The sequence below is a fragment of the Sporosarcina sp. ACRSM genome, assembly GCF_022346545.1.
GTDB lineage: Bacteria > Bacillota > Bacilli > Bacillales_A > Planococcaceae > Sporosarcina.
Genome location: NZ_JAKRNU010000001.1, coordinates 296,621 through 311,904 on the forward strand (window position 1 = coordinate 296,621; position 15,284 = coordinate 311,904).

General features: G+C 45.1%; 14 protein-coding genes and 1 riboswitch. Of the genes, 3 read left to right on the plus strand and 11 right to left on the minus strand.

The genetic code is table 11. The features are described 5' to 3' along the window. Positions 1–46 precede the first annotated feature (46 nt). Both MHZ95_RS01430 and MHZ95_RS01435 read right to left on the minus strand, forming a co-directional pair. Positions 47–1,363: a nucleobase:cation symporter-2 family protein gene (locus tag MHZ95_RS01430; protein ID WP_370642885.1), complete on the minus strand. Its 1,317-nt coding sequence runs from the start codon at positions 1,361–1,363 to the stop codon at positions 47–49. Positions 1,364–1,371: 8 nt separating this feature from the next. Continuing rightward, positions 1,372–1,959, minus strand: a complete 588-nt coding sequence (locus tag MHZ95_RS01435) for a xanthine phosphoribosyltransferase (protein WP_239388707.1) — start codon at positions 1,957–1,959, stop codon at positions 1,372–1,374. A 169-nt stretch (positions 1,960–2,128) separates the two neighbouring features. Next, positions 2,129–2,230: riboswitch (purine riboswitch) on the minus strand. Positions 2,231–2,377: 147 nt separating this feature from the next. Here MHZ95_RS01435 and MHZ95_RS01440 point away from each other — a divergent pair. Continuing rightward, positions 2,378–3,607, plus strand: coding sequence for a CynX/NimT family MFS transporter (locus MHZ95_RS01440; protein ID WP_239388709.1), 1,230 nt, complete (start codon positions 2,378–2,380; stop codon positions 3,605–3,607). A 132-nt stretch (positions 3,608–3,739) separates the two neighbouring features. Continuing rightward, the gene (locus tag MHZ95_RS01445; protein ID WP_239388711.1) at positions 3,740–4,603 is read left to right on the plus strand and encodes a YsnF/AvaK domain-containing protein; all 864 of its coding nucleotides are present in this window, start codon (positions 3,740–3,742) and stop codon (positions 4,601–4,603) included. A 113-nt stretch (positions 4,604–4,716) separates the two neighbouring features. On the opposite strand, the gene MHZ95_RS01450 is transcribed toward MHZ95_RS01445, so the two are convergent. The 3 genes from MHZ95_RS01450 to MHZ95_RS01460 form a co-directional block, all read right to left on the minus strand. Beyond that, the gene (locus tag MHZ95_RS01450; protein ID WP_239388713.1) at positions 4,717–6,126 is read right to left on the minus strand and encodes a short-chain fatty acid transporter; all 1,410 of its coding nucleotides are present in this window, start codon (positions 6,124–6,126) and stop codon (positions 4,717–4,719) included. Positions 6,127–6,441: 315 nt separating this feature from the next. Next, entirely contained in the window at positions 6,442–7,092 is a 651-nt protein-coding gene (locus MHZ95_RS01455; RefSeq protein ID WP_239389173.1) for a CoA transferase subunit B, read from the minus strand. Positions 7,093–7,160: 68 nt separating this feature from the next. After that, on the minus strand, positions 7,161–7,856 hold the full coding sequence (locus MHZ95_RS01460; RefSeq protein WP_239388715.1) for a CoA transferase subunit A: 696 nt from the start codon (positions 7,854–7,856) through the stop codon (positions 7,161–7,163). 114 nt (positions 7,857–7,970) lie between these two features. Between MHZ95_RS01460 and MHZ95_RS01465 the strand changes: the two genes are divergently transcribed. After that, on the plus strand, positions 7,971–8,867 hold the full coding sequence (locus tag MHZ95_RS01465; protein WP_239388717.1) for a LysR family transcriptional regulator: 897 nt from the start codon (positions 7,971–7,973) through the stop codon (positions 8,865–8,867). 62 nt (positions 8,868–8,929) lie between these two features. Here MHZ95_RS01465 and MHZ95_RS01470 read toward each other — a convergent pair whose 3' ends face one another. The 6 genes from MHZ95_RS01470 to MHZ95_RS01495 all read right to left on the minus strand — a co-directional run bounded on the left by MHZ95_RS01470 (position 8,930) and on the right by MHZ95_RS01495 (position 15,246). Continuing rightward, complete coding sequence (locus tag MHZ95_RS01470; protein WP_239388719.1) at positions 8,930–9,688, minus strand: exodeoxyribonuclease III; 759 nt, start codon at positions 9,686–9,688, stop codon at positions 8,930–8,932. A 112-nt stretch (positions 9,689–9,800) separates the two neighbouring features. After that, positions 9,801–10,601, minus strand: coding sequence for a hypothetical protein (locus tag MHZ95_RS01475; protein WP_239388721.1), 801 nt, complete (start codon positions 10,599–10,601; stop codon positions 9,801–9,803). A gap of 214 nt (positions 10,602–10,815) precedes the next feature. Further along, a complete protein-coding gene (locus MHZ95_RS01480; protein WP_239388723.1) occupies positions 10,816–11,367 on the minus strand; it encodes a YhcN/YlaJ family sporulation lipoprotein in 552 nt (183 codons plus the stop codon). A gap of 294 nt (positions 11,368–11,661) precedes the next feature. Further along, positions 11,662–12,570, minus strand: coding sequence for a pseudouridine-5'-phosphate glycosidase (locus MHZ95_RS01485; RefSeq protein ID WP_239388725.1), 909 nt, complete (start codon positions 12,568–12,570; stop codon positions 11,662–11,664). Then, positions 12,570–13,685 carry a PfkB family carbohydrate kinase gene (locus MHZ95_RS01490; protein WP_370642887.1) on the minus strand — a complete coding sequence of 372 codons (1,116 nt, stop codon included), beginning with the start codon at positions 13,683–13,685 and terminating at the stop codon, positions 12,570–12,572. Before MHZ95_RS01490 ends, MHZ95_RS01485 begins: the two co-directional genes overlap by 1 nt. 433 nt (positions 13,686–14,118) lie before the next feature. Beyond that, positions 14,119–15,246, minus strand: coding sequence for an NAD(P)/FAD-dependent oxidoreductase (locus MHZ95_RS01495; RefSeq protein ID WP_239388729.1), 1,128 nt, complete (start codon positions 15,244–15,246; stop codon positions 14,119–14,121). Positions 15,247–15,284 lie beyond the last annotated feature (38 nt).

A 15,284-nucleotide genomic window follows, 5' to 3' on the forward strand; every position in this document is an offset into this window, starting at 1 on the left:
GGTTCAGGGACTTTCACGTTTAGTAAGACAAACTTGCCGAATCAGTTTATGCTTTTTGTTCAGACAATTGTGTGGTCTTTTCTGCCTGCTCCGCTCCCGCAACTGATCTGTTTTTGGAAGGAAGCATATTGAAAAGGATATTCAAAATAATGGCAGTCATACTGCCTGCAACAATTCCATTGCTTGTTAAAATTCTCAAACCGGATGGCAACTGTGCGAAAATTTCCGGTACAACCGTCACACCAAGACCCATTCCGATCGAACAAGCGATGATCATTGAATTTTCTTGGGATCCGCCCATCACTTTACTCAACATTTTAATCCCTTGAGCAACGACCATCCCGAACATCGCGATCATAGCACCGCCTAGCACTGCTGTCGGAATGATGGTTGTTACCGCTGCGATTTTAGGGATGAATCCAAGTGTGATCAACATCAAACTTGCAATTAAGATCACTTTGCGGGATCGGACACCTGACATTTGAAGTAAACCGACGTTTTGCGAGAAAGCAGTGTATGGAAATGCATTGAAAATCCCGCCTAGCACAATGGCAAGCCCTTCCGCACGGTATCCTTTTTCCAAGTCCTTTTTCTTGATATCTCTTTCACAAATATCGCCAAGCGCGAAGTAAACGCCTGTCGATTCTACAAGCGAAACCATCGCGACCAAACACATCGTCAAAATAGCCGACCACTCGAAAGTCGGGAAACCGAAGTAAAACGGCTGCACGATATGTACAACGGACGCCTCACGGACCGCAGCAAAATCGACAAGCCCCATAAAAGCAGCAGAAACCGTACCTGCGACTAAGCCAAGCAAAATTGAAATCGCTCGAATAAAACCAGTAGAAAATTTATAGACAAGGATAATAAAAAGTAACGTACCGAATGCTAGTGTAATATTCGTAGTCGATCCAAAATCAGGCGCTCCCTGGCCTCCTCCCATATTGTTAATAGCAACCGGGATGAGCGTAATTCCGATGATCGTGACAACGGAACCCGTCACGACAGGCGGAAAGAAACGAACAAGTTGGCCGAAAAATTTACTAATGACAATGACGAAAATCCCCGATACGATGATTGCACCATAAATCGCAGAAATTCCGGACTCACCGCCAATCGCAATCATTGGTCCGACTGCCGTGAACGTACAACCTAACACAACCGGTAAACCGATACCGAAAAATCGGTTATTCATAATTTGAAACAACGTTGCAACTCCGCACATTAAGATGTCAATCGAAACAAGATAGGTCAATTGCGCTGATGTTAAGCCCAGCGCTTCCCCTACGATCAAAGGGACAAGAATTGCACCTGCATACATCGCTAATACATGTTGAAGACCTAACGCGGTTGACTGAATTGAATTCTTCACTCAGTAATTGCCTCCTCAACAAACTCAACTTCCCCGTTTTCAAGCGAAGCGATAATAGCAAGTGATTCCACACGGATCCCTTGTTTGCGAATCATATCCCCGCCAGGCTGGAATCCCTTTTCAATGACAATACCGACACCTGCCACTTGCGCTTCTGCTTGTTCGACGAGATCCAAAAGTCCAAGTGCAGCTTGTCCATTTGCTAGAAAATCGTCGATAATTAATACCGTATCCTCTTTTTTCAAAAAATCTTTTGAAACGGAGACCTCATTCGTTTCACCTTTTGTAAATGAATGAACGCTTGCCGTATATAAGTGATCAACCAATGTTAGGGATTTGCGTTTACGTGCAAAGACGACTGGCACGCCAAGCACTAAACCCGCCATCATCGAAGGTGCAATGCCGGATGATTCAAGCGTGAGGATTTTTGTAATACCCTCGTCTTTAAATCGCACCGCAAACTCTTCACCTATCGCTTGCATTAAAGGTGGATCGATTTGATGATTCAAGAACGTATCCACTTTCAACACCTGATCAGATAATACTTTCCCATCCTGTACAATTTTACTTTTCAACAACTCCACTAGTTCCTTCTCCCTTCCCATTTTCAAGTTCAAGAGACATCAAGCCCAAAAGACATAAAAAAAGCCCGATGATCATGCATCCATTCATACCATGAGTGGAGCAAAATCATCCGGGCTTCCGACCGAAAGAAAAAACAAAAGCGTGCGCGCATTTTAACAAGCACGCCTCTTTTATCTTCTTGCTACCCATAGTCGATTTGTTTACGGCAAATCGGTAGAAACTTGCAGACCCTATCTCTGCGATTATATGAGTGAATCGTATTAGAATGTTATTAGTATAGCATGCGCCTGGGAATTTACAATGTGTCGGAAAATAGAAAAATCATTCTTATAATTCATTCTCTATCAAATCTTGCGGGTTCGAGTGCTAAAATATGTTATTCTAATAGAAAATACTCGTTCACTGGAGGCTATCGGTTTGTCTAACCCATATTCTAACTATCCATCTCGAAAATTGAAGTTTTCGTGGGAGAGCTGGCTATTGATCATCGGCATCGTCTTTATCGCCTCCACTTTACGATCCCCCTTAACGACTGTAGGTCCGTTAATCTCTTTCATCCGGGACAGCTTAGCCATTCCTAACGTGTTGGCAGGATTTTTGACTACGATTCCTTTACTTGCATTTGCTTTGATCTCACCGTTTGCCCCGAAGCTCGCTCGTCGATACGGTCTTGAAATGACATTGTTCGTCTCTCTCCTATTGCTGACTGGCGGCATCATCATCCGGTCATTCGGGAGCATACCGAACTTACTTATCGGGACATTTCTATTAGGCATCGCCATCGCTTTCGGAAATGTGCTGCTGCCTAGTCTGATCAAGCTTCACTTTCCACTGCACCTTGGATTATTGACAGGCATTTATTCCGTAGCTATGAATTTATCCGCGGCAATTGCAGTTGGACTGAGTGTACCACTGGCGACCGACACGCCATTAGGCTGGAAAGGGGCTTTAGGAATTTGGGGGATTTTACCCTTCATCGCCCTGCTCATTTGGCTCCCCCAACTCAAGAAGAAGAAGAAGGGTGACTCTATTGCTGCCCCTGATCGTCAGCGCTCGCTCCCCTTATGGAAATCACCACTTGCGTGGAGCGTCACTATTTTCATGGGTCTACAATCTTTACTTTTTTACACGACGGCTGCCTGGATGCCTGAAGTGTTGAAGGCGCAAGGAATCGGGGCGGATTATGCCGGCTGGATGATTTCTCTTCAGCAATTTGCACAATTACCGATCATGTTTCTCATTCCCATACTTGCTGGAAAAGTAAAGGATCAACGCCTGATCGTGGCTGGCGTAGCCGCTTGCTATTTGCTAGGTTACGGAGGGGTTTTCATGGGAGGCAATGCTCTTGTCCCTTTATGGATGATTTTCATCGGTATCGGGGCCGGGGCCGCTTTCAGTCTCGCCATGATGTTTTTCACGCTACGTACTAGAACATCGCATGAAGCAGCGGAATTATCGGCTATGGCCCAGTCTTTCGGGTATTTGCTTGCCGCAACCGGCCCAGTTCTTTTTGGCTCGCTGCATGACTTGACGGGTGGATGGATTGTCCCTTTGCTGATTCTCCTCATCGTCTCTTTATGTGTTCTGCTATTCGGTCTGAAATCAGGGAAAAATGCGTTCGTTTTGCCAAAACAAAAAATTGATTAAAGAGCAGTTTACATCCGCCTCCGTCCCATTTCTCGGGTTCGGAGGTTTTCTTTTTTTGTTTCATTTACTGTGACTCGGGTATTTTACCTTCTAAGCACCAAAACTACTACTATCTTAGGAGGCAGTTCACAAATGGCAGATAAAAAGTTTGTAGGAACATTCCAATCAGAAAATCAAGTGTTGAATAAGATTGAAGAGTTGAAGGCTGAAGGGTATTCGGAGGAAGATATTTATGTTGTCACAAATCATGCGGATTCGCTCTCTATCGTCCGTGGACAGACAGATGTCGAATTGAAGTCATCAGATGGGAACTGGTTGGACCGGTTTATCGCGTTCCTTAACGGTGATGAACCAGTAAGAACAGCATTTTCCCGGATGGGCTTCACGGAGGAGGAATCCAACCGTTATTATAACGAAGTGAAAAATGGCAGCATCTTATTGTATGTTGACCGCAATTATAGCGGCTTGTTCTATGACGAACAAACGGAATTTACTAACGGCTATACAGACCCCAACATCGGAGCCAATCTCTCAACGGATAGTACCATCTTAGAGGGTGACCGCTTGAATGTCGCTGCAGATGAGGAAGAGCGTCTAAGACTGCATGAAGAACGACTGAATGTGGACAAAGAACGGGTGCAAGCAGGCGAAGTGAACGTTGAAAAACATGTCATTGAGGATGAGCAGACGGTGGAAGTGCCTGTCACACGTGAAGAAGTGTATATCGAACGTCGCGCTGTACATGACGAGACGGCCGCGGGTGAAGTGTTCGATGATGGTGATCATATCCATATCCCCGTTATGGAAGAACGGGTGGAAGTGACCAAACGTCCGGTGGTCAGCGAGGAAATCATCGTGGGGAAACGCGAAGTACAGGATACACAAACTGTAAGTGAAACCTTACGCCGAGAAGAAGCGGACATCGACCGGACCGATGATACCTTGGATGAATATGGAGAAAAAGTGAATCGGGCTTCCAAAACGGATCTCCTGTAAGACTTTTCACTACGTTTTTTTAAAAATATTGAAAACAGCTTCCGAATAACCATTTCGGAAGCTGTTTTATCGTTTCATCATCACAGAAGATTTGCTTTTCACCCTTACGATGATTATTCGAAGAATGGCGTAACATATGGCATTGTTTTAGCCAAAATCCATACGAGGAATAACACAACTGGGACATGGAAAATGAGTTGTAAGATGGAATAGCCGGCAAGGTCTTTCGCTTTGACCCCTAATACGCCCAATAACGGTAACATAAAGAATGGGTTGACCATATTCGGGAGTGCTTCAGACGCGTTGTACACTTGCACAATCCATGCCATACTCACATTCAATTCTTTCGCAGCTTCCAATAGATAGGGCGCTTCGACAATCCATTTCCCGCCCCCTGAAGGAAGGAAAAGCCCTAAAACAGCGGAGTAAATTCCGGCGATGAGCGGGAAAGTGTTTTCAGTCGAGATGGAAAGGAAAAACTTGACCAACACATCATTCAATCCCGAGTTCATCAATACACCGAATATCCCTGCATAGAGAGGAAACTGAATGAGCACGCCACCAATCGCCGGTACAGAATTCGAAACCGCATTCAAGAAATTTCTCGGTGTCCAGTGCAATAGCAACCCTAACATTAACAGCATAAAGTTATAATTATTCAGATTCAGTGTAGCGATCGGCCCGGTTTCTGCAATAACCTTGACGATATAGATCAACCCGACAGCGACGAGTAAAATCGTTAAAATCGGGCTATATTCGAGCCATTCCCCAGGTCTTGATGCTTTCTTCTTCTCCGAAGTACCTTTACTTCTATAATCAATACCAGCCATTTCAGCCGTCTTTGCTTTGTCTTTATTCGGAGCAGAGACGTAAGCAATCCAAACCGATAAGCTGATTAACACGACTATCATGACAAGGTTTTGCCATGTAAAAATCGTTTGCGACATCGAAATCGTCCCACTGATTTCGTATAGTTCAGGAGGGATCGAAGCTTTTGTCGCCATGAGCAATGCCGCCGAAGAGGAAAGCCCTAACGCCCAAACACTTCCAAGCCCAAGAAACCCGGCTGCCCCCATCGCCCGGTAATCGACACCTTGCAAGCGATTGCTAATTTCTTTGATAAGGATCCCACTGAATACCAAACTAAATCCCCAACTGATCAGAGAAGTAGTCATCGAAAAGAACGCTACAAAAGCGACGGCTGTCTTTGGAGATTTTGGAATTCTAGAAAGCTTGACGATAAGTCTATGTATGGGTTTGGATGACGCCACTACGTATCCCGTTATAATGATAAAAGCCATCTGCATCGTAAAAGGTATTAAGTCCCAATAATGTGTACCAAAATCGACACCGATTTCAACTGGTGTCCGCCCCATGAATAAGGCAATGATAGAAATGATGACAACTGCAATTGCAGCAAAAATATACGCATCCGGGAACCATTTTTCACTCCAATTCGCCAGTGAAATCCCTAGACGTTCCAAACGTCCTTCTTGCTCTTCCATTCTTTCTTTTTCTTTCAATTCATACACACCCTTTACGATAACTTGTTATAAAAGGGGTTTGGTTCTTGCACAAATCCTCTTCTTAAATTGAAGTGATTCCCAATCCCTGTTGTCAATTCTCTGTTGTATAAAATAGAGCGGGGGGAGACAACTCATAAAGAGGTTCCTCCCCGATCGCATCGTTCCCAACTCAATTGCTTCAAGATTCCGAATTATACACACATAATTTACCATTCAAATCTCAATGCATTTTCCCATCAATCCCATCACATTTCATAGTATGGGATCCCTTTATTTAGCAACTGTTGAATCTCTTTCAGTTTCTTTCACAATTTACTTCGTCACAAGTTCTTGAGAAACGGTGAAATCAGCTTCCGTCTTTTCCCTCACTTCATCCACAGTGACGCCCTCCATCGTTTCAACCAGCACCATGCCTTCTTCGGTAAAATCAAATACCGCCAAGTCCGTAATGAGTCGATGGACAACCCCTTGACCGGTCAGTGGCAACGTACACGCTTTCTTAATTTTCGATTCGCCATGTTTGTTGACATGCTCCATGATGACGATGACCCGTTTCGCTCCATTGACAAGGTCCATCGCACCGCCCATGCCTTTCACCATCTTGCCTGGGATCATCCAGTTGGCCAAGTCTCCATTTTCGGCGACTTCCATCCCGCCTAGAATGGCAAGGTCGATATGTCCGCCGCGAATCATCGCAAATGATTCGGCACTATCAAAAAATGAAGAGCCTGGCTTCGTCGTAATTGTTTCCTTCCCCGCATTGATCAAATCCGGATCTTCTTCACCCTCCGCCGGATATGGTCCGATACCTAACAGTCCATTTTCCGATTGCAGCAACACGTTAAAATCGGCTGGAATTTCATTGGCAACTAGGGTTGGCATCCCAATTCCCAAGTTGACATTCATGCCATCTTCTATTTCCTGAACCGCCCGTTTTACAATTGTTACGCGTACATCTTTCATCATGCTCAGCCCCTTTACAAGTCTATTTACAAGCGCTACAAATCATTCGCCCACGATCTTTCAATTCCCTAGGCTTTGATGACAGTCCGACGTTCAATACGCTTTTCATAATTGGTTCCTAGTAACAACCGTTGCACATAAATGCCCGGCGTATGGATTTCATCAGGATCAAGCTCACCAGGCTGTACAATCTCTTCCACTTCTGCGATTGTAATTTTTCCAGCCATCGCAGCGAGCGGGTTAAAGTTGCGGGACGTTTTTCGATAGACGAGATTCCCGAGTGTATCCGCTTTCCATGCTTTGACAAGTGCAAAATCCCCTACGATTCCTTCCTCCAGCAAATAGGTTTTTCCATTGAATTCCTTTGTTTCTTTCCCTTCGGCAATCGGAGTGCCTACACCCGTTGCAGTATAAAAGCCCGGAATCCCCGCTCCTCCTGCTCTCATACGCTCAGCAAGCGTCCCTTGCGGCGTCAATTCCACTTCCAATTCACCATTTAAAAACTGTTGTTCGAAAATTTTGTTTTCTCCTACATAGGAAGCGACCATTTTCTTAATCTGCTTATTCGCCAATAGGAGACCAAGTCCCCAATCGTCCACACCACAGTTGTTGCTGTAGACCGTCAAATTCTTCGTTCCTTGTTCTCTCAGCGCTTCAATGGATTTCTCCGGTATGCCAGATAATCCGAATCCCCCAACAATGAGGGATGCACCATCCTGAATATCTGAAACCGCTTCCACGAACGAGTCCATTACTTTGCTCATCATATCTCCTCCTTTTACATCCTTATAAGATAGTTTACATTTCATCTGATTATAAGTAAAATACATAAATAGAATGATAACTATTCGAATATTGAATAATTAGGAGGGGGTAAGTTGGAATTTCGCGATGTCAAGGCTTTCATCGAAGTGGCAAATCATCTTGGTTTTACGAGAGCCGCGGAGCATTCCCATCTCTCACAGCCTTCGTTAAGTAAAGCTGTCAAAAAACTTGAAGAACAATTGGGAGTTGAACTTTTTGATCGTTCGACAAGGCATCTTCTCTTAACGGATGCTGGCAAGATTGTTTATCAACAAGGACAACAAGCTCTCGCTTCACTCCAAGCTTTGCCAGCATTGCTACAAGAGTTGAATGACGGGACGACTGGCGAAATCAGGATCGGAATTCCTCCGCTGATCGGCACACTTTTTTTCCCGCAAATTGCACGTACTTTCCATACGCACTATCCAAATATCAAACTCGAGCTTTTCGAACACGGGGCCATTTTAATCGAACAGCTTGTGGAAGAAAGCCAGATCGACGTCGGAATCATTGTTCTGCCAACCGATAAATCCATCTTCCATACCTATTCGTTTATCAATGATGAATTTCTATTGTATATTCGTCATGATCATCCACTTGCCGATCGGGAAGCCGTTGAACTCATTGAATTGAAAGATGAACAATTCATCCTTTTCTCCAAAGGTTTTGCTTTACATGAACATATCATTAACGCCTGTACAGATGCTGGCTTCATCCCTTCTGTATCTTATGAAAGTTCACAATGGGATCTCATCTTGGAGTTGGTCGCTTCTAATCTAGGCATCGCGCTCTTGCCAAGATCAATAGCTGAAAAGCAAAACAACCCGCTTATTCAAACAATCCCACTGCGATCGACTTCACTCCTGTGGAAATTGGGTGTCATTACGAAAAAAAATGGCTATCATTCGTTTGCACTAAAGAAATTTATTCAACTATTTACAGACAAAGAACTGATTTCATTCGAAGAATAATTTCTTTTTCCATACTATAAACATAAAACGGAAGTCCTGGCGACTTCCGTTTTAACATTTACTCAATCCAAATCGATTTCCAATGCAATCGGACAATGATCACTGCCCAATATTTGTGAATGGATTTCAGCCTTTTTCAATGAAGGGACAAGCCGCTCTGACGCGATAAAATAATCGATGCGCCATCCGATATTGCGCTCCCGGACCTTATTCATGTAAGACCACCACGTGTAGGCGCCTTCCTGCTCGGGATGAAAATGCCGATAAGTATCGATGAATCCTTCCTCCAGCAATTGCGTCATTTTGCCCCGTTCTTCGAAAGTGAATCCTGAATTACCGATATTGGATTTCACATTTCGTATGTCGATCTCTTGGTGCGCCACATTCAAATCGCCACATAATATGACCGGTTTCCTAGCGTCCAATTGTTTCAAATACGCCCGCATCGCTTCTTCCCACTCCAAGCGGAAAGGCAACCTTGCCAAATCGCGCTGGGCATTCGGCGTATACACATTGACCAGAAAGAACTGTGGAAATTCCAATGTCAAAATCCGGCCTTCCTCTTCGACTTCGGAATCGCCGACACCATATTTGACAGCAAGCGGTTCTTCCTTTGTAAACACAGCCGTTCCCGAATACCCTTTCTTCACGGCGTAATTCCAATACTGATGATACCCTTCCAGCTGTAAATCAATTTGTTCTGCTTGTAATTTTGTTTCCTGCACGCAAAAAATATCCGCATCGACTCTCTCAAAATAATCCAGAAACCCTTTTCGCACACACGCTCTTATGCCATTTACATTCCACGAAACCAACCTCATGCCGTTAAAACTCCTCTTCTCCATACTTCTGAATCCATCATATCAAAAAAAGAAGAGAAAGGAAACGTACATTCCCTCCCTCTTTGACGACGGCATACCGGAAAAGCCTTAGCTACTGACCCATATAACCTGTAACCGTATCAATCAATAACAGGGGATCTCCAGTGTAGATTTCATAGACCGATGTCCCTTCCTGCCAGATGATCGAATTAGCCGCGGCGCCATTGCTATTCATATCGAACATACCGGCTCCGCTATCATGCGGTGCGGGGAGCAATTGACTTTCCAATTTCCCGACAATCTGCTTCGCCAATTCAATCATTTCTTCACGACCATTTCCGTTATTATGATTGCGGACTGAAAAAGACCAACGACCTTCATGCCAAGTGAGAAAGACGCTTCCCGCCCCGGCATCCATATGGCCCGTAATCCCATATCCGAGATCCGTTTCTTCCGCTCCATCCACGAGCGGTTCATAATTGACTTTTGCTTTCGCACTTTCTGCCGACTCAAACTTCGTCCCATTCACAATCATATACGGATGTGCATCTTGCAGCAATGGATCGTTCACCGCGACCGGCACATTTGTGACAAAGAAATTCACTTCATAACTGCTGGCATTCGAATCGGTCGCAGCCGTCAAATAGCCTTCATTTGTCAACACTTTGTCCGGTATCTTCACCTCCACATCCGTCTGTATTGCGGCTTTCACTTCTTCTAAAATCTCTTCATAAGTCTGTGCGACAGGTTGAGGATCGGTAGCGTTGTCTGGCTCCGTATTTTCCACCACTTCATCCGCTTTCTCCGTTTCTGGTGGATCTGTCAGGGCATTGCCTTCATCTGAAGACGGATTACACGCCCCTAGGACGAAGAGAATCCCCAACATTGTCATGCTCGCACGTTTCCGAATCATCATACCGCCTCCCTTATGTAACAACAATTCGCTACGCTCTATCCTATACCCTTCTCATCTTTCCCTAAATCTTTTGATTGTTCGTCAGCAGGCGGAGATCGAGAACCCGAAACCGGAACATATTATCAATTCCACTCGAAAAAGCCCACCATTCCGATTAAGGAATAATGGACCTTTTACCTTTACGCTTTATTCGAATCATACAAATGGATGCTTAATGTGCATCAGGGAATACTCTTTGGACGGCATCTGTAAATTCTTCAAAGAACCCTTCCACCGGTTCGCCTTCACGGACTTTATTGCCATAGTCTGTCATTTGTTCGACGAAATCCGGATTCATCGATACATAGACGTTGTTAAAGTCTTGGTTCCCTTTTCGCACATGTTCAGCGATTTTGTTTTCTATCTCCTTTGTTCCTTCAGTTCCTTCTTTTAGCACCACTGCCACGTAGGCATTGGCATTCGTGACAAGGACATTCGCACTTTCCACTTCTTCCATAGTTGCCACATCATCAGCGACTTGATCGGCCACTTCGATTTTATTGTCACCGGTTGCATTCATATCGTTCGATGCATTGTTATTCGTATTGTTGCCTGTATTATTGTCTGCATTATCCTCATTTACATGTTCATCCGTTGTGTTTGTGTCTACGTTTGCATCTTGGTCATTATTGACGGCATCATTATTGTCCTTATTATTTGTACCACACCCGACCAATAAAAAAATGAGAAGCAAAGTCATCGGTATTCGCAGCATCTTCTTCATTAAAAATCCTCCTTCAATATGTCTGTAAAGGTAGCATGGTCTGTTTCTGTTTTTTTATGTATTAACAATCAATTACGCCTCGGCGTAATTGCGTCCGGATTTTGAATTGCGAATTGAACGGCGAAGGGTTCGGTTTGCCGTATTTCTGCGTTTTTTGCGGAAATTAAGGCACTTAAGATAAACGCAATTGACTCCTTTCAAAATCCATGACATCCGCCGGAGGCTTTAACTTGCTTCAGCTGAAGCAAGTTAAAAAAAGGAATTCCCCCGATCGGAGGAATTCCCAAATTATGTTCACTTGTTGTATGCAACTGCAATTTGTGCACCAATAACCGCATTGTTTTTCACTAGAGCGATATTGGCATCCAAGCTTTTGCCTTCTGTCATTTCTTTTACTTTGCCAAGCATGAATGGCGTTACGTCTTTACCAGCGATATTGTTGGCACTCGCTTCTTCAAGCGCTGATTCGATGATACCGTTGATGAAGCTTTCTTCCATCGCATCGGCTTCTTGAATTGGGTTAGCGATTACTGCGCCACCTTTCAAACCAAGCTCCCATTTCGCACGTAGCATTTCTGCAACAGTAGTCGCATCATCCGCGCGTAAAGTCAAGCCAAATTCACTTGAGCGTGTATAGAATGCCGGCATTGTATCCGTTCCGTAACCAACAACCGGAACACCTTTTGTTTCCAAGTATTCAAGCGTAAGGCCGATATCGAGGATTGATTTCGCACCCGCACAGATGACCGCTACGTCTGTTTGTGCAAGCTCTTCCAAGTCTGCAGAAATATCCATTGTTGTTTCAGCTCCGCGGTGAACGCCGCCGATTCCGCCTGTTACGAATACTCTGATACCTGCGAGGTCCGCACAGATCATCGTTGCTGCAACTGTAGTCGCACCCAATTGTTTTGTAGCGATCAGATAGCCGAGGTCACGGCGTGAAGCTTTTGCGACACCTTGGCTGTTCCCGAACATTTCAAGCTCTTCATCAGAAAGACCGATTTTGATTTTCCCGTCAATGATAGCAATTGTTGCAGGAACTGCACCATTGTCACGGATGATTTGTTCTACTTCACGTGCCGTTTTCACGTTTTGCGGATAAGGCATCCCGTGTGAAATGATTGTTGATTCCAGTGCCACCACCGGTTTTCCTTGTGCCATTGCTTCTTGTACTTCAGTTGAATAAGAAAGATACTTTTCCATTATAATTCCTCCATTTCAAGTTCAAGTTGTGATTTTGATAATTCTGGGCGAACCGTATAAGACGATTCAAGCGTTTTGGCTGCATTGACAAGACCTCTGCGAATCGCTTCGGCCGTCTCCAGTCCTTCCAAGTGACCGTGTAGGACACCTGAAACAAACGCATCGCCCGCACCGGTAACATCTTCGACAGATACATTTTTAATCGCCGAATACTGTTTGACTTCCCCGCCGCGTTTGCCCGCCATGACTCCTTTTGAACCGGCTGTCACGACGACGTTTTCCGCGCCTGCTTCAAACAATCGATGAACTGCCTTTTCCCAGTCTTCCTCGTTGTCGATTGGATATCCCGTATACGTTTCAGCCTCATCCCGATTGCAGATAAACCATGTAACGCCTTCGAGATTATCGGGCATATGTGACATTTTCGGAGACGATACAGGGATGATTGCTAGCGGTGTATCGTGGATCCGTGCACGATTTTTCACATATTCGACCGTTTCTTTCGGACAATTCAAATCCATGACGACGAGTGCTGCGTTGGCAATCACTCGGTCGTTTCCTTCGATATAATCGACGGATAACGCATCATAGACCTCCATATTGGCAAGCGCGATGACAAGTTCGCCATCCGGATTTAGCACTGCCGAGTAAGATCCTGTTGAATGTCCCGGTAAAAATCCGACCGAAGTGACATCCATATAAGCTTCCGACTCCTGCTCGATCAGCTTCCAGTCCGAGTCGTTCCCAGCCACGGTAAGCAGCCTGACTGCATGATCGAGTCGACCAAGATTATCTGCAATATTGCGTGCGACTCCTCCAACTGAGACAGACATCGCTACCGGATTCGATGTGCCCAACTGTGCGTCTTCCTGCATATGGAACTTTCTGTCGACATTCGCACCGCCGATACAAACGATTTCATTTTCCTTGGCTAGAATATACGCCCGGCCAGCAATGATCCCGCGCTTGATCAATCCGGAAATCAGATTGGCCAATGCAGGGCGTGACATCTCTAACTGATCGGCCATTTCTTGTTGAGTCAAAAATGGATTATCACGAAGAAGCTTGACGATCGCCGCTTCTTTATCGTTCAACCCCAACACCTCCACCTCTATCAATTACGCCTCGGCGTAATTGCGTCCAGATTTTGAATTGCACATGTGCAATTAACTCCTTTCAAAATCTGTGACATCCGCCGGAGGCTTAACTTGAATCAGCAAATCTTTTTGTACTGAAAGCGAAGCGTCAGCTACAGGGAGTTTGGACTCCCTCTGATTGAAATACTTTCTGACATTCATCCTGCCACTTATGGAAGTGGGGGACTTCTGCTGAATCAAGTTAAACACTTGTTTACATTATAAACATATGTTTATTTAATTGCAACATTTAATTGTTGGGACGTATTGGCACCGTTCAAATTCTTTTATCTTCTATCTTCTCTTTCCATCTACAACAAGTTCGAAACCCATCCGCTATACAAATTTTAAAAACGACCGTACGGAGTCTACTATCTCCATACAGCCGTTGTGTTACACATCATTCTTCAGCTCACCTTTTGCCAACATTTATCGCATTCGCCACATCATACCATTCCAATTGGATATCGACTTGTTCCCCCATTGCTAGCTTTGCAAGTTGGTTACCTAAAAAAGGGCCGACCGTCAAACCTGAAGCTCCGAGCCCATTCGCCAGCAACAATCCTTCCATACTGGGCATCGCACCAATGATAGGAAGAAATCCGGGGGTGAACGGTCGATATCCGACACGCGCTTCGGTGAAAGTCGCGTCGGCTAAACCCGGGGCAATCGAGAGAGCCTTGTTCAATACTTCATGCAATCCTCCGGCTGTCAGTCGCTGATCGAATGGTTGATCATCTTCATGGGTAGCGCCGATGACCATTTTCCCTTTTTCAAACGCGAGAATGTATTGATCTGTCGGCGGCATGACAACCGGCCAGGCTTCCGTTTCCACTTCTTCAAGTCGAAGATGGACAATTTGTGCTTTTTGAGCAGTCACTTGCAAATCGATCCCAAGAGGCGCCAATAATTCCGGGGCCCACGCTCCTGCTGCCAGGATGATCTTATCCGCATGGTAGGTTTGGCCTTCCACTACAACGCCGGTAATTGCTGTTTGTGTTGCTAAAAGCCCTGCTGATCCATGGACAAATACCGCACCGTTTTTTTTTGCTGCACAAATGAGCGCATCACGCAATGCCCGTCCATTTACACGGGCAGCACCGCTGACCTGTACCGCTGCATAATTCGGAGATAATGGCGGAAATAATGCAGAAGTCTTCTCTGAATCGAGCAGGCGAATGTCACCGATTTCCGGCGCATCTTCCCTTCTTGCCACCGCTCTTTCTTTCATTTTTTCCAATTTAACAATATCCGTATGTAAACTGATGGCACCGACCTGCCGATAGCCGGTTTCCACCTCACCGTCTTCTTCCAGTTGACGGATCAAGGACGGATAATAGGCTGCGCCAGCTTTCGCGAGTGCATACCATGCTTTGTTCCTCCTTTGCGATAACCATGGGCAAATGATGCCAGCCGCTGCATCCGTAGCTTGTCCCGGATCTTTACGGTCTACTACGGTCACATCAGCTCCCGCCTTTGCCAAGTGATACGCGGTCGATGCCCCTAAAATACCGGCACCAATGACGATAATTTTCTTCATATGCCACACCTTTTCTCTTTCGACTCTTTTTATAGTAT